This is a genomic window from Isosphaeraceae bacterium EP7, assembly GCA_038400315.1.
Lineage (GTDB): Bacteria > Planctomycetota > Planctomycetia > Isosphaerales > Isosphaeraceae > EP7.
In genome coordinates this window covers 6,000,093-6,017,004 of sequence record CP151667.1, presented here as the reverse complement: position 1 = coordinate 6,017,004, position 16,912 = coordinate 6,000,093, and the positions used below count along the sequence as shown (strand labels likewise).

The window sequence follows — 16,912 nt, the reverse complement described above, 5'->3', positions numbered from 1 at the left end:
TCCCCACGTCAGAAACCCACCTCGTGGACGGCAACCGGCCCGAGCCCTTCGAGGAACGCCCGCGTCGCGACCCGGTCGAACTTCGGGTCGTCCGACTGCACGCAGAGGAAGAAGTGGCTGCGGGACGCAAGCTCGAAGCTCTCGACATTGAAGACCGGGTGGTAGGGCTTGGGCAGGCCGTTCAGGGCGATCATCCCGAACACGGCCGACAGCGACGCACACAAGACGGTGGTCTCGAACGTGATCGGCAGGAACGCCGGCCAGCTATTGAAGGGCCGACCGCCGATGTTCAGCGGGTAGTCGACGACGGCCGAGTACCACTGCATGAAGAACCCGCCGAAGCAGCCGATCAGGCCGCCGGCGAAGACGACCTTCGGCAACGCATTCCGCTCGAAGCCGATGGCCTCGGCGAGCCCCTCCACGGGGATCGGGCTGAATGCGTCCATCCGGCGGAAGCCGTCGGCGTAGGCCTTGCGGGCGGCCTCAAGCAGCGGGCCCGTCTCGTGATATTCGGCCATCAGGCCGTAGAGATCGGGGTGCGGGATCGGCTTCATGACTCCACCCCCGGCGTCGGTGTCGGCGTCGAGAGGCCCGAGGCGTGGGCGCCGCCGTTATGTCCCTGGGTCTCATGGACCAGCTCACGCATCTCGGCCATCGCGATCACGGGCAGGACCCGGATGAAGAGGAAGAGGAGCGTGATGAACAGGCCGATGGTGCCCAGGAAGGTCGAGAAGTCCCAGAACGTCGGATAGAACATCCGCCACGAGGCGGGGATGTAATCCGCGTGCAGGCTGACGACGATGATCAGGAACCGCTCGAGCCACATCCCGATATTCACGATGATCGAGATGACCCAGAGCAGCAGCACGTTGCGCCGGACCCAGGGAGACCAGAGCGCCTGCGGGATCAGGATGTTGCAGGTCATCAGGGCCCACCAGAACGGGGCATAAGGGCCCGTCGGGCGTTCCACGACGATTTGCTGGTACTCGTAGATGTTCATGCCGTACCAGGCGAAGAAGAACTCCATTGTGTAGCTGTAGGCGACGATCAGGCCGGTGGCCAGCATGACTTTCGCCATGTTGTCCAGGTGGCGCTGGGTGATGAAGTCGTGCAGCCCGAAGGCGCCTCGGAGCGGGATAGCCAGGGTCAAGACCATGGCGAAGCCGCTGAAGATCGCACCGGCGACGAAGTAGGGCGGGAAGATCGTCGAGTGCCAGCCGGGCACGATGCCCGCGGTGAAGTCCAGGCTCACGACCGTGTGCACCGACACGACCAGCGGCGTGGCCAAGCCGGCCAGCAGCAGGTAGGCGGTCCGGTAGCGATGCCAGTGCTTGGCCGAGCCCCGCCAGCCCAGGGCGAAGATCCCATAGATCAACTTCAGCCAGCGGTTCCTCGCCCGGTCCCGGAGGGTCGCCAGGTCGGGGACGAGGCCGACATACCAGAAGAGTAGCGAGACCGTCGCGTAGGTCGACACGGCGAAGACGTCCCAGACCAGGGGGCTGCGCCACTGGGGCCAGAGCGCCATGGTGTTGGGGTACGGCATCAGCCAGTAGAACAGCCAGGGCCGTCCCATATGCAGCAGCGGGAAGAGGCCGGCACAGGCCACCGCGAACAGGGTCATCGCCTCGGCGAACCGGTTGATGCTCGTCCGCCACTCCTGCTTGAGCAGCAGGAGGATGGCCGAGATCAGCGTGCCCGCGTGGCCGATGCCGACCCACCAGACGAAGTTGGTGATGTCGAAGGCCCACATCACGGGCCTGTTCAGGCCCCAGACGCCGATCCCATTCGCGAGCACGGCGGCCACGGAGACGAGCAGCAGCGTCAGCAAGGAGGAGCCGACGGTGATACCGGTGATCCAGCGCCAGTTCAGGGGCCGGGCGAGCACCAGTTCGCTGATCTTGTCGGTGACTGTGCCCAGGGTATGCCCGGGTGCCAGCACGGGGTGAAGCCCGTTTGGTTCCTCAGCCGAGGTGGGTAGGGTGGTCATGGCCCGCCTCCGGCGTGATCTCGGTGTTGGGATTGCGGACCCGCGCCAGATAGGAGGTGCGGGGCCTCGTGTTCAACTCGGCGAGCATGCCGTAACTCCGGGGGTCGGCCTTGAGCTTGGCGACCTCACTGGTCTTGTCGTTGATGTTGCCGAAGGTGATCGCCCGGGTGGGGCAGGCCGCCTGGCAGGCCGTGACGACCTCGCCGTCGCGGATCTCGCGGCCGTCCTCCTTGGCGAGGATCCGGGCCCCGTTGATCCGCTGCACGCAGTAAGTGCACTTCTCCATGACGCCGCGCGACCGGACCGTCACGTCCGGGTTGCTCAGGATCGTCAGGCTCGATGGGCGAGGGGGATTGTATTCGAGGAAGTTGAAGTGGCGGACCTTGTACGGGCAGTTGTTCCCGCAGTATCGGGTCCCCACGCACCGGTTGTAGGTCATCTCGTTGAGCCCCTCGGCGCTGTGGGAGGTCGCAGCGACGGGGCAGACCAGCTCGCACGGGGCGTTCTCGCAGTGCATGCACATGCGGGGCTGGAATTCGGTGGACTCGGGCACGTCGGCGTCTTCGCCGGTGTAGTACCGGTCGATCTCGATCCAGTGCATCTCGCGGCCGGTCATCACCTGGTCTTTGCCGACGACCGGGATGTTGTTCTCCGAGACGCAGCCCAGGATGCAGGCGTTGCAGCCCGTGCACCGGTTCAGGTCGATCGTCAGTCCCCAGGCGTTCCCTTCGTAGGGGTAGGGGGCGAACATCGACTCATCGGCGGGCATCTCGTCGGCGTGCCGCCTGGCGAAGTCGGGCTTGGCGAGGTACTCCGTGATTGTGCCGGTCCGCAGCAGGTCGCGGCCTGATAGGCCCCGATGCGTCTGCGTGCAGGCGATCGGATACGTCGTTCCGGTCCCCTTCACTTCCAGCCCGGGGGAGGTGTGTGGCGAGTCGGACGTCTGGAGGCTGTAAGCGTTGAAGCCCGCCCCCTCGCCGACCTTGCCAACTTTGCGGCGACCGTAGCCGAGATGGACCGTGACGCAACCGTCGGCATGGCCCGGCGTGATCCAGACGGGGGCGGTCACCTTCCGGCCCCGGTAAGTCAGCTCGGCCTGCTCCTCGTTCTTCAGTCCGAGGCGGCCGGCGGTGGCGGGGCTCATCAGCGCCGCATTGTCCCAGGTGATCTTCGTCAGCGGCTTGGGCAATTCCTGGAGCCAGCCGTTGTTGGCGAACCGGCCATCCCAGATGGTCGGGTCGGGCCGGAAGACGATCTCCAGCGAATCGACCGCGCCCGAGGTGGCGGCAACCTTGGCGGCTTCGGCCTTGAGCGTCACCGCCTTGGCCGGCGTGGCGGAGTCGGCGATCAGGCCGTCGTGCACGGCCCGTTCCCAGGCGGGTTCGAAGGCCTCTCCGCCGAGCTTCTTCCCTTTCCAGAACTCGCGGACCGCATCGCGGCCGGTGACGGCGGATCGGCCCAACAACGCGGCAAGGAAATCGAAGGGCGAGATCCCGTCGTAGAGCGGGGCGATCAGCGGCTGGACGATCGACGCCGTGCCGTCGAAGGCACGGGCATCGCCCCACGATTCTAGCTCGTGGGAGGCGTTGACATGCCAGCGGCAGAGCTCGGAAGTCTCGTCTTCTTCAAGGCTCAAGTGGACGGCACGCCGGACCTTCCTGAGGGCCGCCGCGAAGGGGATGTCGGCCGGCGCGGTGTAGGCCGGGTTCCCACCCAGGATCACCAGCAGGTCGACCGCTTTGGCGTCCATCTCGCGTGTGAGATCACGCAGGCCGGCAGCCTGGTCGTCGGATCGGGCCGCAACGGGCTCGGCATAGGTGACGGTCGAGCCGACGTTGCCCAGGGCGTCGTTCATCGCGTGGGCCAGGGCGTGCACCGCGGGGGGCAGTCCGGGGCCGGGGATGATCAGGCTGGAACCCTTGTGGGCCTTCAAGTCCTTGACCAGCGCGGTAACCCAGGCGGCGTGGTCCTCGACGGCCGCCGCGGGGCCGGGCTGGACCCCCTCGATCCCGAGCCCGGCGGCGACCGCGCGGGCGAGGGCATCGATGAGGCTCGGCTTCAGGGCGAGCCGGTGGTCGGAGACCGCCCCGACGCCCGTCGGCGTCGACTCGACCGCGTAGAGGCGGCTCATCTTGGCCGAGGGGGTCCGACGCTCGGCATACTGCCTGGAGTAACGAAGCGCCGCCGGCCCTTGCCCGAGGAAGTCGGCGTCGAGGGCCAGGATGACGTCGGCCTTAGACAGGTCGTACCGAGACTCGACGTCCTCGCCGAACGCGAGGATCGCCGCGGCCCGCTCCGAGGCCCGATACGCGGGCTCATACTGGACCCACTTCGCGGCCGGATAGAGGTCGAGGAAGGCCTTGATCTGCGATGCGAGCGTGGGAGAGCCGATCGTCTCGGTCAGCAGGCGGATGCCCGCCCCCTTGCTCGGCTTCTGGGCTTCCAGGGCCCGGCCCAGGTCGGACAGGAAGTTCGGCAGGGTGCTGATCGCCGACTCGCGGAGCACGACTTGCGAGCGTTCCGGGTCGTAGAGCGACAGCACGGATGCCTGCGAGAAGAGGTCCGTCGCGCCCAGGCTCGCCGGGTGCTGGTCATTCCCCTCGACCTTGATCGGCCTGCCCTCGTGGCTCTCGACCAAGACGCCGGTGGCATAGCCCCCCAGCGTCAAAGAGGAGGCGAAATATTGGGCGGCGCCGGGGATGACGGACTCGGGCTGCCGGACGGGAGGGACGAGCTTCTCCGTCCTGTTGTTGCCGAAGCCGCACCCGCTGAATCCGGCCAGCGCGATGGAAGCGCCCATGACTCGGAGGTACTGGCGCCGGCTCGTCCCGTCGGCCCACTCGTCGGCCCGGTCGGGGAATTCGCGGCGCAGGGTCTCGGCGAACGCGGGGGCGTCGGCCAGCTCATCCAGGCAACGCCAGTAGGCCTGGCCCTTGACGCCGGCGAGACGGGCGCGGACCGCGTCGAGGTCCAGCGTTTCATCTGGGTTCGTCACGATGTTCATCGGTGGCACGTCGAGCAATTGGTCATCCCCGAAAAATGCGGATCCTGCGCCTTCTGGATCGCCGATTTGCCTGAGTTCGACAGATACCGGTCGAACAGTCTGGCGTCGGCGTAGTCCGCCTTCTTGGTGACGGGCCTGGGCCCCGGCGGTGGGCCGTTGGCGAAGACATCCTTGAGGGGGCCTGTCCTGGGCAGCGGGTCGCGATGGCACTCCAGGCACCACTGCATCGTCATGGGCTGGTCTTTGTACATCATGGCCATCGCGCTGACGTCGCCGTGGCAAGTCGTGCAGCGGACGCCCTTCTGGACGTGGATCCCGTGGTTGAAGTACACGAAATCGGGCAGATCGTGCAACTTGGTCCACTGGATCGGCTTGTTATCTCGCCAGCTCGCCCGCACTGGCTCGAGCAGCGGGCTGTTCAGCCAGACCTGCGAGTGGCACGACATGCACGTCTCGGTCGTGGGCATGCCGGGGTTGGAGGCGTTCTCGACCTGAGTGTGGCAATACCGGCAGTCGATCCCCAGCTCCGCGACGTGGTGCTTGTGCATGAACGGCACGGGCTGGTCTCGGACGATCCCCACCTCGGTCTGGTAGGGCGAGCGGACCAAGACGTAGCCGAGGTACAGGACCCCGCCGACGAAGAAGATGGAACCAAACACGCTCAAGCGTGAGAACGTGTTCGTTCTGGGGTGGAAGAGCTGCGACATCGAGTGATCCTACCATCACAGTCGGGGCGGGATGACCGAGAGTCACGCGGCCATCCTGAGGTCTCGGGAGGCTTCTCCCCGACGCTCATCATGCCACTCATTGCAAGCCTCACGCCAGCCAACTTCGTGAGCATTTGAAACTCGCCTGCAGGGGGCACCTCGGGACCCCCGACGACGACACAAATCGATTGAGAAGATACAGTTGGCAGAATTCCCCGATGTTCCGTCGGAGAGCAGGTTTCCCGCTGGCCCCGCCCGTGGGTGTTCCCGCTGCCGAGAATCCGGGCAGGGCTGCTTCCCGACCCTGGGAATGCCCCGTTTTCGCTCTCATAAGCGACGATCTTCGGCGTGTAGAGCCCGTTTCTGGCGCCGGGTCGATGGTCGGAGGACGACATCGGGCGGCACTTTGTCCTCGGCGCGGGCCGCGTTAAAGTCGGGTGGTGCAAGCCGGGCGCCACGTCGATGGCGTCGGCTGAGTTCGAGTTTCGACCGGCATCGGCCCCTGTCCGAGGTTTCTCATGAACGATCGCCGAACTGTTCTGCCCGGCTGCGTGCTCGTCGTCGCCCTGGCCTGCATGCCCGTGCTCGGGCAGTCGCCGAAGCAGCCGAGGGTGGCCAACGGCCCGAATGAGCCCGATTGGGTGGCGATCCTGGGGGCCTTCTACGACCTCTCGATGTTCGGCGATCTGCTCAATCCACTGAAGACCACCGCCGAGTCCGTCCCTGGGCTCTTTCGCAAGGCGGGCCCCGGGCCGGTCGTTTACACGCCGGTCATCGCGCTGGGGCTGGAGACCACCAATCGGGGCGGCTGGTACAGGCCGGGCGACGGAGTGCCGAAGGGGGTCGAGCTGTGGAGCTATACATTCAAGAATACCGGCGAAGACCTGGAGGAAGGGAAGAACCTACCTCCCGTGCTTGCCACGGCTTCGACGACCAGCTTCGACCCCGGCGACGCCTCGTTCGGGCTCTGGGTGGCCAACGACGGGATGAAGGACGGGGGCGTGTTCACCGAGCCCGCGGTGGTGGCCCGGGTCAATTCAAGGCTGAGGGCCCAGCCTTACAAGGCGATGATCTATCCCTACAAAGACAAGGCAACGGGGATGATCGTGCCCAACAGCTACCTGATCGGCTGGGAATATTCGACCAATGACGACTTCCAGGATGTGGTCTGTCGGGTGGACAACGTGGTGCTCCTGAAGCCCTGAGCTGCGGGCTCAGAATTCGGCGACCCAGCGTTCGGCCTCTTCAGAGGCGGCCAGCATGCGGCATTCGATCTCGACGCGACTGGCTTCCAGCGTCTCGCGATCGGCCCGGGGTGGGACCATGATGGCCGCGGGTGTGACGCAGCAGGCGTGCGAGAAGGGGCGGGGGACGGCGAATCGATCCCAGCTTTTCGCTCTCCACGGATCCTTGAATGCCATCCCGGTGCAGACGACGGGCAACCCGGTCCGGCTCGCCAGATAAGCGAGCCCCTGATGGACGGTACGCCGGGGGCCTTTGGGGCCGTCGGGGGTCACGCAAAGGTGCCCTCGGTCGACCCTCGAGGTCATCTCGCGGAGGGCCCGGGCACCCCCCCGGGTCGTCGAGCCTCGGACGACGCCGAAGCCGAGTCGCTTCACGACCTGGGTGATCAGTTCGCCGTCGCGGTGGTCGCTGATCAGGATCTGCATCTCGGGCCAGGCCCAAAAGTAGGCCGGGAAGAGCATGATCTCGTGATAGAAGGCGTAGATGTACCGCCGGCCCGTGAGCCGGGCGACCTCGGGGCTGACCGACGGCTCGGCGTAGCGAAAGTGGAACCGCGAGGTGCCGACCAGGCCTCGGACCAGGCGAGAGCCGACGATGCCCACGGCGTTGACGAGCATCGGGTGCTGGATCTTCATCGACGACGCGCGATCCGTCGCGCCCTCCGCAAGGGGTCCATCCCGGCCCTCGATCCGCGGCCGTTGGCGTGGGCTTGGGCCTGATCCGAATGTCAAGGAAACTGACATTACCCCAGACCGATCGGCCCGCGAAGGTCAATCGCGGGGGCCCAGGTGGGGGACCCAGGTGCCTTCGGGCGAGAGGATCTCATTTGGCACGAACCTGGCCTTGTACTCCAGGGAGCGGCAGCCCGCCACGTAATAGCCCAGGTAGACGTGCGGCAAGGCCAGGTCGGCGGCCCTCCGGATCAGCGAGAGGACATTCCAGGTGCCGAGCGAGAGCTCGCGGTGTGCAGGGTCGTGGAAAAAGTAGATGCCGGAAAGGCCGTCGCCCAGTCGGTCGACGTAGCCGACCCCGACCAGACGGTCCTCCAGGAAGTAGCACCACTCCTCGGTGGGGAATGGGTTATTGATGAACGAATCGATATACGAATCGGAATCTTCGGACGCCTCGGGCCATCCCTTGTCGTGCTCCTGGAAGCGGTGGAAGGAGTGGTGCAGGGCGAGCTTGTCGGGGTCGACGGAGGGGGTGCCGATCTCCAGGCGGGTCCTCCCCAGGTTGGCCTTTCTCGCCCGCTTCTGGCTGCGGTCGGGCTGGAAGCGGGCGACGTCGACCCTGAGGGAGAGGCAGGCCCGGCAGTCGAAGCAACGGGGCCGGAACAGGGTCTCGCCGAACCGCCGCCAGCCGACGTGCATGGCGTTCAGGTACTGCTGGCCGGTCACGCCGGGGGCGACGACGTATTCCATGCGCTGGGTGAGGCCCGGCAGGTAGACGCAGGGGCCGGGTGGGCCAAGGTAGTGGAATGGCTCGCGCATGCGGCAAATCCCTTTAGTTCGGCCGGCGGCGTCCGGCCCCTGACGAGCCGGGCTCAGTCGGGCCAGACGCCGGAGAAGACCTCGGCGGCCGGCCCGGTCATGAAGACGGGCTGGCCCTGACCGGCCCACTGGAGTTCGAGATCGCCCCCCGGCAGGTGCGCCAGCAACGACGTTCCGGTGGCGCCGGTGAGCACGCCGGCGACGCAGACGGCGCAGGCTCCCGTGCCGCAGGCCAGCGTGATACCCGAGCCACGTTCCCAGGTACGCATCCGCACCTCGCCGTCGCCGAGGACCTGGACGAAGTGGACGTTGACCCGCCTGGGGAAGCTCGGGTGGTGCTCGATCAGAGGCCCGAAGTGCTCGACAGGGAAGGCCTCGACATCGTCAACATAGATGACCGCGTGAGGGTTGCCCATCGAGACGGCCGTGACCGGGAATTCGCGGCCTTCGACGACCAGGGCAACGTTGACGGGCGGGTCGCCTTCGAGGGTGGTCGGGATGTCCGACGCCTTGAGGATGGGGGCGCCCATGTCGACCCGGACGCGGCTGGCCTTGCCGTCCTTCACTTCCAGGTCGAGAGTCAGGATGCCCCGGCCGGTCTCGATGAGCACCCGCTCCTTAACCGCGATCCCGTGATCGTGCACATACTTGGCCACGCAACGGACGCCATTGCCGCACATCTCCGACTCGGAGCCGTCTGCGTTGAACATGCGCATCCGGGCGTCGGCGGCGAGCCTGGAGGGGCCGATCGTGATCAGGCCGTCGGAGCCGATGCCGGTATGGCGGTCGCTGACGGCCCTGGCCAGCGCGGCCGGGTCGAAGTCGGCGGGCGAATCGAAGAGGTCTACGTAAACGTAGTCGTTGCCGATCCCGTGCATCTTCGTGAACTTCATCGGGCGGGCTCGCGTTCGGTTTCAATGGGCGTCGGCCGGCCCGCGGAAGGATCAGGTTGCGGGCGAACGGCCTCATCATCATCTTCGTCGGGGGCAGACCCGGCGGGCAAGCGGTCCTCCCCAATTTCGGCCGGAGTGGCCGTGCATCGACGTCCGGATCGCGACGCGTCGGTTGCAGTTGATTCATGGGCCGGGTCGGTTACTATCTGGCTCAAGTTCCCGAAGGATTGCATTTTCCGGCCGCTTAATCCGCCCCGGAACGGGGTGGTGAGCGTCCGTAGACGATGGCCTCCTGACTCGATCTTCGGGGCCTCCGGCGCATGCTCGACGATCTTTCGTTGCTGAAAAAAGTGCTGCTGGTGATCGCGATCCCGGTTGCCTTCCAACTCGTCTTCCTGGCGGTCTTGTTCCAGACGCAGGCCAGCGGAAGGTCGGCGCAGCACTGGGCGATCCACACCAAGAATGTGATCGCGAAGGCCGAGATCCTCTCGCGTTTGTATATGCAGGCGCAGAATAGCGTCCGGGGCTACGTACTGACCGGCGAACGGGCCTTCACCCAGGAGTTCGACGCGACCCTGCTTCTCGCGGGGGCAGAGCTGGCACAGCTGCGGGGCCTGGTCGCGGACAACCCGAAGCAAGCCGCCCGCGTCGAGCTCGTGGCGGTCCGGGGCAGAATCCTGACCGACTGGCTGTCGGAGAAGGTCGCCCTGGTCTCGGAGGGCCGTTCGGCCGAGGCCGTGGCTCATGTCCGTGAGCTCGCGGGCAAACAGGCGTTCGACTCGGTACGGTCGATTGTCGAGGAATTTCTTACGGAGGAAGAACGGCTCGATGGGCTCCGCCGCATCGAGGTGGATCGGACCTGGGCCTGGCAGAGGTGGTTCTTCAGTTCGGCCGCCCTGCTGACGCTATGCCTGGTCGCGGGCCTGGCCCTCGTCGTGAATCGCACCTTCTCCGGGCGGATCGGCATGCTGATGGAAAACGTCAGGTGGCTTTCCGAGGGGAAGCCGCTGCACAAACCACTGACGGGCAGGGACGAGATCGGGGCGCTGGACGCGGCGTTCCACCGGATGGCCCGGACGCTCGGGGAACGCGAGCAAGAGAACGAGATGTTCATCTACAGCGTTTCCCACGACCTGCGGTCGCCGCTGGTGAATCTCCAGGGCTTCGGCAAGGAGTTGGTCTACTCCTGCAACGACCTGAAGACGGCCATCGGGCTTCTGGACGTGCCCGAGGAGGATCGCCGGCGGTTCTCGGCGATCCTGGATGACGACATCCAGGGGTCGGTGCACTACATCACGGTCGCCGTCAGGCGGCTCTCGGCGATTATCGACGCGCTACTGCGGCTCTCCCGCGCCGGGCGGGTCGAATATCTGTCTCAGGTCGTGGACGTGCAGATGGCCGCGACGCACGTGGCCGACGCGCTGAGGGGAACGGCCGAGGAGAAGGGGGCCCGGATTGAGATCGGCACGCTGCATCCGGCCTGGGGCGATCAGACGGCGATCGAGCAGATCTTCGCCAATCTGATCAACAACGCGGTGAAGTATCTCGATCCATCGCGACCGGGGGTGATCGACGTGGGCGAGTTGGACGAGCCCGAGACGCCGCTCCGGGCCGAGGCCTCGCGGATGCGGACCTACTTCGTCCGCGATAACGGGCTCGGGATCCTGGCCGACCACATGCCCAAGCTCTTCCAGGCTTTCCAGAGGCTGCACCCGGGCGTGGCCGAGGGGGAGGGGATCGGCCTTGCCATTGTCCGTCGCGTCGTCGAGCGCCACGGTGGTAAGATCTGGGTGGAGTCCAAGGCGGGCGAAGGCAGCACCTTCTACGTCAGGATCCCGTCGGAGGCGACGGGGGCCGCGCCCGAAGAGGCCAGGAAACGGCCCATCTACGGCCAGGGGAGTCTGTCCCGATGACGCCGAAATCCCTGACCATCGTGCTCGCCGAGGACGACGATGGACACGCAACGCTAATCCACAAGAACCTCCAGAGAGCCGGGCTCGTCAACGGCTTCTACCGGGTGCGCGACGGCCAGGAGGCGCTCGACCTGATCCACGGGCGGGGGGAATATGTCGGCAAGCTGCTGGACAAGGACTTCCTGCTGCTGCTGGACATCAACATGCCGCGAATCGACGGCGTGGAGGTCTTGCGCAGGCTGAAGTCCGAGCCGTCGACCTGCTCGATCCCGGTGATCATGCTGACGACCACCGACGACCCGCGCGAGGTCGAACGGTGTTACCAGCTCGGCTGCAACGTCTACATCACCAAGCCCGTGGAATACGACAGCTTCGTCAACGCCATCAAGCAGCTCGGCCTGTTCCTCCAGGTCGTCCGCATCCCGCCGCGTAATGGGGCCCCAGAGATCGGGGTCACGCATGACGGCTGAGGCGGGGAAGGGAGAGGGAACGGCCGATACGATCCTGATCCTGGAGGACGACCCCGGCATCGCCATGCTGGAGAGCCGTCGGCTGCGCAAGGCCGACTACGACGTCGTCGTCGCGGCCTCGGCGGCCGAGGCCCGCGACGCCCTGAGGCGCGGCGGCATCGGCCTGATGCTGCTGGATTACAAGCTGACTGACCACACCAATGGCCTGGACTTCTATGCCGAGCTGAAGACGCTCGGCCTGGCCGTGCCGTCGATCCTGATCACAGGATTCGGCGACGAGGCGGTCCTGGGCGAGGCCATCCGCGTCGGCATCCGCGACTTCCTGCCCAAGACGGCCGACTACCTCGACTATCTCCTCCCGTGCGTGGCACGCGTGATGGCGCAGGTGCGTACCGAGCGGCAGCTCGTGGAGGGCCAGGCCAGGCTGATCCGCGAGCAAGGGGCGCGGGCCGAGGCCGAGGACGCCAGCCGCCGCAAGGATGAGTTCCTGACGATGCTGGCGCACGAGCTGAGAAACCCGCTGGCCGCCATCTCCAACGCCGTCGTGCTGCTGCGCCGAGGGGGCGTCGAGCCGGCCGACCTCGAATGGTCGGGCGACGTCATCGAGCGTCAGGTCAAGCACCTCAGCCGGTTGCTGGAAGACCTGCTCGACGTCTCGCGCATCGCCGTCGGCAAGATCCAGCTCCGCAAAGAGCCGCTCGACCTGCGCGAGGCAGTCTCGCGTGCCGTCGAGGCCACGCTGCCCCTGATCTCGTCCAAGGGGCACCAGCTCGAGATCTCCTCGCCCCCCGGGCCCGTCGACGTCGACGCCGACCCAACCCGGTTGGAGCAGATCCTCGAAAATCTCCTGACCAATGCCGCCAAGTACACCGAGCCCGGGGGCCGGATCTGGGTCTCGACCGCGATCGAGGGGGAGACCGCGGCGGTACGCGTCCGGGATACGGGCGTGGGGCTCGACTCGAAGATCCTGCCCCACGTCTTCGAACTCTTCATCCAGGCCGACCAGTCTCTGGACCGGTCGCAGGGAGGCCTGGGCGTGGGACTCTCGCTGGTCAGGCGGCTGGCGCAACTGCACGGTGGGACCGCGTCGGTGGTCAGCGATGGCCCCGGCAAAGGGGCCGAGTTCACCATCCGTTTGCCACGCCTGTCACCCTCGGAGTCGATCAATCTCGCGCCGTCTTCGGCCGCAGGGGCCCGAGGAATGAGTCGCAGGCGGATCCTGGTCGTCGACGACAGCCCCGACACGGCGCGCGGGATGGCCAGGCTCCTCGGGCTGGCCGGGCACGAGGTCCGCGTCGCCCACGATGGCCTGGAGGCGTTGGAGACGGCGTTCCAGTTCTTCCCCCAGGTGATCTTGCTGGACATCGGCCTGCCGAGCATCGACGGTTACGAGGTCGCCCGCAGATTGCGGGGCTCGGGCAAACTCCCGGGTCTCGTCCTGCTGGCCGTGTCGGGCTATGGGCAGGAAGATGACCGCCGCAAGTCGCGTGATGCGGGCTTCGACTCTCACCTCGTCAAGCCCGTCGACCTCAACGTCATTCTGGCGAGGCTCGCGGCCTTGCCGGCCGGCGATCGGCCCAGCGGCGACGCGGACGGCTGATTGATCCCGGGCAGGCCCCGCTTGTCGGCGGGCGACTCACGCCCTAACCTGGTCGTTTCGCCAGAGATCACGCTAGACGAGGCCGCACGCGCATGTTCGGAATCCCGGAGACGACCGACTTCGACCTCAATTTCCGGGTCCTGGGGATCCCGGTCCGGGTCCATCCCTTCTTCTGGGGGATCATGGCGCTCCTGGGCTGGAGCGACGGCAACTACCAGAGCATGCTCGTCTTCGTGGGCTGCGCGTTCGTCTCGATCCTGGCCCACGAGCTGGGACACGGCCTGACTTCGAAGTCCTTCGGCAGTCGCCCTTCCATCGTGCTCTACGGCATGGGCGGCCTCTGCTATTCCGATATCGAGCACCAATCGCCCTGGAAGCGGCTCGCGGTCCTATTCGCAGGGCCCGGCGCGGGGTTGCTCATCTTCGCCGTCATCAACTTCGGGCTCCTGGAGACGGGCCTGATCCGCTGGGAACAGCTTCGGGACAACCCGATCGCCCTCGAAGTGCTCACCTCGATGTTATGGATCAACCTCGTCTGGAGCATCGTCAACCTGTTCCCGATCTGGCCGCTTGACGGCGGACAAATCACGGGAGTTGTGCTCGGCATGGCCAGCCGCCGCAACGGGATGCGATGGGCCCACGTCGCCTCGCTGTTGGTGGCCGGTGGCCTGGCGGCATTTCTCTTCTCTCGTAATCAACAGATTAATGCGATGTTTTGCGCTTATCTTGGCCTGATCAACTTTCAGCGTCTCCAAGCCTTGCATCAGCATTCGCGTTACGGCGGATTTGGCGGCGACGAAGACGGGGATTGGTGGCGGAAATGACGGTGTAATCGCCACGTCCCGGCATGGGTGGCCCTCAAACTGCGGCCGGGCCGGGCGACGGCCCTTCCTTTCGGCCGGGCAGCGGTTAACAATCATTCCGGGGAGCGGCACCTCCGGTCCGAAGGCGGAATGCAGCCCGCCCGGTCGATCATGTTGCCCGTCGTGGAAGGCTATGAAGAAGAAATCCAGGCGCAACCCCGCGAAATCCGACCCCGCCGGCCAGGGTGCAGTCGCCCCCGACGCCTCGGCGACGGGCCTGGCATTGGTCCTTTCCGACCGCGAGGAGTCGGTCCCACCGACCCTCGATCGGCTGCCCCTGCTCCCGCTTCGCACCGACGTCGTGTTCCCCCAGACCGTCGTCCCGCTGGTCGTCAACCGGCCGCAGGGAATCCGGCTCGTCGATGAGGTGCTCCTCGGCACCAAGATGGTCGGCCTGGTCACCCAGCGCCAGCCAGACATCGACGAACCCTCCCTGAACGACCTGTATCCGACGGTCTGCCTGGGCTCCGTCCTGAAGATGCTGAAGTTCCCCGACGGATCGACCCGGATCGTCTGCCAGGGGCTCGTCCGCGGCCGGCTTGTCGAGATCCTCCAGACCGAGCCGTTCCTGATCGGCCGGGTCGAGCCCTGCGAGGATGTCGAAGTCGAGGGGGTCGAGGCCGACGCCCTGGTTCACCACGTCAACCTCCTCTTCCAGCGGATGATCGAGCAGAGCGGCCAGGTGCCCGAGGAGCTTCAGGTCGCCGCGATGAATACGCGCGAGCCCGGCCGGCTCGCCGACCTGCTCGGCTCCAGCCTGCCGTTCACCGTCGAGGAGAAGCAGAACCTCCTCGCCGAGGTTGACGTCAAGGTGCGGCTCGAGAAGCTCGGCCAGTACCTCGCACGCCAGCTGGCCATCCTGGAGCTTTCGAGCAAGATCCAGGCGCAGGTCGGCAGCGAGATCACCAAGGCCCAGCGCGACCACTTCCTCCGTCAGCAGATCAAGGCCATCCAGGAAGAACTCGGCGAAGGCGAGGGGGATAACCCCGAGCTCGACGAACTCTGGAGCCGGATCGAGAAGGCCAAGCCCCCCGCCGACGTGCTGGTCGAGGCCGAACGCGAGATGGAACGCCTCGCCGGGATGCACCCCAGTTCGGCCGAGTACTCGATCGTCCGGACGTACCTCGACTGGCTCGCGACCCTCCCCTGGAGCAAGGCCAGCCGCGACCGGCTCGACCTGAAACGGGCGCGGAAGGTGCTGGACGCCGACCATTACGACCTGGAGAAGATCAAGGACCGGATCCTCGAATACCTGGCCGTGCGCAAGCTGAAGAAGGACATGAAGGGCCCGATCCTCTGCTTCGCAGGCCCCCCCGGCACCGGCAAGACCAGCCTGGGCAAGAGCATCGCCAAGGCCCTGGGCCGCGAGTTCGTGCGCATCAGCCTGGGAGGAGTCCACGACGAGTCGGAGATCCGCGGACACAGGCGCACCTACGTCGCCAGCATGCCCGGGCGCATCATCCAGGGGATTCGCAAGGCGAAGACCAATAACCCGGTCTTCATGCTCGACGAGGTCGACAAGCTCGGCCACGACTTCCGGGGCGATCCCTCCGCGGCGCTCCTGGAAGTCCTCGACCCCGAGCAGAACTCGACCTTCCGCGACCACTATCTCGACGTCGATTTCGACCTGTCCAAGGTCATGTTCATCGCCACGGCGAACATGCTGGACACGATCCCGGCGCCGCTGCTGGACCGGATGGAAGTGCTGGAGCTGCCTGGATATAGCGAAGAAGAAAAGGTCCTCATCGCGCAGAAGTTCATCGTCCCCAAGCAGCTCGAGGCCCACGGCCTGACCGAGAAGGACCTCAAGCTGCCCGACGAGACGGTCTCGCGGATCATCTCCGACTACACCCGCGAGGCCGGCCTGCGCAACCTGGAGCGCGAGGTGGCCACCGTCTGCCGCAAGGTCGCCCGCCGCCACGCCGAGGGGACCCGCACCGCCCGAACGGTCCTGCCCGCCGAACTGCCCGTGTTGCTCGGCCCGCCCAAGCATTACCGCGAGATGGCCGACCGCGGCGACGATCCGGGCGTTTCCACCGGCCTCGCCTGGACTCCCACCGGCGGCGAGATCCTGTTCATCGAGGCCACAGCCATGCAGGGCAAGGGGGGGCTCACCCTCACCGGCCTGCTCGGCGAGTCGATGAAGGAGAGCGCCCAGGCGGCTCTTAGCTACCTGCGGAGCCGCGCGACGACCCTGGGGATCGACGCCAAGTTCTTCCGCGAGCACGACGTCCACGTCCACGTCCCCGCCGGCGCCGTCCCCAAAGACGGCCCTTCGGCCGGCATCGCGCTGGCCGGTGCGCTCCTGAGCCTGGTCAAGAAGCAGTCGATTCCCCGCGACCTGGCCATGACCGGCGAGGTGACCCTCACGGGCCGGGTCCTGCCCGTCGGCGGGGTCCGCGAGAAGGTCCTGGCGGCAAGGCGCGCCGGGATCAAGTCGGTCATCCTTCCGACCCACAACGCGAAGGACCTGGCGGACCTTCCCCAGGAGGTCCGCGACGACCTGACCTTCTACACCGTCGACACCCTCGATGACGTGATGCCGCTCCTCTTCGGTCCGCCCAAGGGGACCCAAGGTAAGGTCCGGCCAGGGGCGACCAAGCCCCGCTCGCCGATCGTCAAGCCCGATCCCTCGCCCAAGAAAGTTCCCCCTGCAAAAGGTGCCCTCCCCGAGAAGCCCCGCCGCAGGCCCGGCTCGGTGTGAGCGGGGCTCATGACGCCGCCCGCCGGCCCAGGCTGT

13 protein-coding genes are annotated in these 16,912 nt (G+C 66.5%); 6 read left to right on the top strand and 7 right to left on the bottom strand.

What is annotated here, in order from left to right; translation table 11 throughout:
- Positions 1-8: 8 nt before the first annotated feature.
- Genes EP7_RS23765 through EP7_RS23750 form a run of 4 tightly spaced genes read right to left on the bottom strand, consistent with a single transcriptional unit; the run spans position 9 to position 5,698 of the window.
- Positions 9-554, bottom strand: a complete 546-nt coding sequence (locus EP7_RS23765; protein WP_463524681.1) for a DUF3341 domain-containing protein — start codon at positions 552-554, stop codon at positions 9-11.
- Complete coding sequence (gene nrfD, locus EP7_RS23760) at positions 551-1,987, bottom strand: NrfD/PsrC family molybdoenzyme membrane anchor subunit (RefSeq protein ID WP_463524679.1); 1,437 nt, start codon at positions 1,985-1,987, stop codon at positions 551-553. Before nrfD ends, EP7_RS23765 begins: the two co-directional genes overlap by 4 nt.
- A complete protein-coding gene (locus tag EP7_RS23755; RefSeq protein WP_463524677.1) occupies positions 1,962-4,991 on the bottom strand; it encodes a TAT-variant-translocated molybdopterin oxidoreductase in 3,030 nt (1,009 codons plus the stop codon). The genes nrfD and EP7_RS23755 overlap by 26 nt, the downstream gene beginning before the upstream one ends.
- Positions 4,988-5,698 (bottom strand): cytochrome c3 family protein, encoded by a 711-nt coding sequence (locus EP7_RS23750; protein ID WP_463524676.1) that lies wholly within the window; start codon positions 5,696-5,698, stop codon positions 4,988-4,990. Before EP7_RS23750 ends, EP7_RS23755 begins: the two co-directional genes overlap by 4 nt.
- A gap of 518 nt (positions 5,699-6,216) precedes the next feature.
- On the opposite strand from EP7_RS23750, the gene EP7_RS23745 reads away from it, so the two are divergent.
- Positions 6,217-6,903 carry a hypothetical protein gene (locus EP7_RS23745; RefSeq protein WP_463524674.1) on the top strand — a complete coding sequence of 229 codons (687 nt, stop codon included), beginning with the start codon at positions 6,217-6,219 and terminating at the stop codon, positions 6,901-6,903.
- 9 nt (positions 6,904-6,912) lie between these two features.
- Here the strand turns inward: EP7_RS23745 and EP7_RS23740 are convergent, their stop codons facing one another.
- From EP7_RS23740 to dapF, 3 genes are all read right to left on the bottom strand, one after another.
- Positions 6,913-7,578, bottom strand: a complete 666-nt coding sequence (locus EP7_RS23740) for a lysophospholipid acyltransferase family protein (protein WP_463524672.1) — start codon at positions 7,576-7,578, stop codon at positions 6,913-6,915.
- A gap of 135 nt (positions 7,579-7,713) precedes the next feature.
- Positions 7,714-8,433, bottom strand: coding sequence for an arginyltransferase (locus EP7_RS23735; RefSeq protein WP_463524671.1), 720 nt, complete (start codon positions 8,431-8,433; stop codon positions 7,714-7,716).
- A gap of 53 nt (positions 8,434-8,486) precedes the next feature.
- Positions 8,487-9,326: a diaminopimelate epimerase gene (dapF, locus tag EP7_RS23730; RefSeq protein ID WP_463524669.1), complete on the bottom strand. Its 840-nt coding sequence runs from the start codon at positions 9,324-9,326 to the stop codon at positions 8,487-8,489.
- 320 nt (positions 9,327-9,646) lie between these two features.
- Here dapF and EP7_RS23725 point away from each other — a divergent pair, with 320 nt between their 5' ends.
- The 5 genes from EP7_RS23725 to lon all read left to right on the top strand — a co-directional run bounded on the left by EP7_RS23725 (position 9,647) and on the right by lon (position 16,876).
- Positions 9,647-11,239, top strand: coding sequence for a sensor histidine kinase (locus EP7_RS23725; protein WP_463524667.1), 1,593 nt, complete (start codon positions 9,647-9,649; stop codon positions 11,237-11,239).
- Positions 11,236-11,709 carry a response regulator gene (locus EP7_RS23720; protein WP_463524666.1) on the top strand — a complete coding sequence of 158 codons (474 nt, stop codon included), beginning with the start codon at positions 11,236-11,238 and terminating at the stop codon, positions 11,707-11,709. Before EP7_RS23725 ends, EP7_RS23720 begins: the two co-directional genes overlap by 4 nt.
- Complete coding sequence (locus EP7_RS23715) at positions 11,699-13,309, top strand: hybrid sensor histidine kinase/response regulator (protein WP_463524664.1); 1,611 nt, start codon at positions 11,699-11,701, stop codon at positions 13,307-13,309. The genes EP7_RS23720 and EP7_RS23715 overlap by 11 nt, the downstream gene beginning before the upstream one ends.
- Positions 13,310-13,401: 92 nt before the next feature.
- Positions 13,402-14,133 carry a metalloprotease gene (locus EP7_RS23710; protein ID WP_463524662.1) on the top strand — a complete coding sequence of 244 codons (732 nt, stop codon included), beginning with the start codon at positions 13,402-13,404 and terminating at the stop codon, positions 14,131-14,133.
- 172 nt (positions 14,134-14,305) lie between these two features.
- The gene (gene lon, locus EP7_RS23705; protein WP_463524660.1) at positions 14,306-16,876 is read left to right on the top strand and encodes an endopeptidase La; all 2,571 of its coding nucleotides are present in this window, start codon (positions 14,306-14,308) and stop codon (positions 16,874-16,876) included.
- The last annotated feature ends 36 nt before the right edge of the window (positions 16,877-16,912 follow it).

Bases quoted from the DNA above. Each gene is read 5' to 3' on its own strand.
- EP7_RS23745 (WP_463524674.1), top strand. From the start codon at position 6,217: ATGAACGATCGCCGAACTGTTCTGCCCGGCTGCGTGCTCGTCGTCGCC.
- EP7_RS23740 (WP_463524672.1), bottom strand. From the start codon at position 7,578: ATGAAGATCCAGCACCCGATGCTCGTCAACGCCGTGGGCATCGTCGGC.
- EP7_RS23765 (WP_463524681.1), bottom strand. From the start codon at position 554: ATGAAGCCGATCCCGCACCCCGATCTCTACGGCCTGATGGCCGAATAT.
- nrfD (WP_463524679.1), bottom strand. From the start codon at position 1,987: ATGACCACCCTACCCACCTCGGCTGAGGAACCAAACGGGCTTCACCCC.
- EP7_RS23715 (WP_463524664.1), top strand. From the start codon at position 11,699: ATGACGGCTGAGGCGGGGAAGGGAGAGGGAACGGCCGATACGATCCTG.
- EP7_RS23755 (WP_463524677.1), bottom strand. From the start codon at position 4,991: ATGAACATCGTGACGAACCCAGATGAAACGCTGGACCTCGACGCGGTC.
- dapF (WP_463524669.1), bottom strand. From the start codon at position 9,326: ATGAAGTTCACGAAGATGCACGGGATCGGCAACGACTACGTTTACGTA.
- EP7_RS23725 (WP_463524667.1), top strand. From the start codon at position 9,647: ATGCTCGACGATCTTTCGTTGCTGAAAAAAGTGCTGCTGGTGATCGCG.
- EP7_RS23750 (WP_463524676.1), bottom strand. From the start codon at position 5,698: ATGTCGCAGCTCTTCCACCCCAGAACGAACACGTTCTCACGCTTGAGC.
- EP7_RS23710 (WP_463524662.1), top strand. From the start codon at position 13,402: ATGTTCGGAATCCCGGAGACGACCGACTTCGACCTCAATTTCCGGGTC.
- EP7_RS23720 (WP_463524666.1), top strand. From the start codon at position 11,236: ATGACGCCGAAATCCCTGACCATCGTGCTCGCCGAGGACGACGATGGA.
- lon (WP_463524660.1), top strand. From the start codon at position 14,306: ATGAAGAAGAAATCCAGGCGCAACCCCGCGAAATCCGACCCCGCCGGC.
- EP7_RS23735 (WP_463524671.1), bottom strand. From the start codon at position 8,433: ATGCGCGAGCCATTCCACTACCTTGGCCCACCCGGCCCCTGCGTCTAC.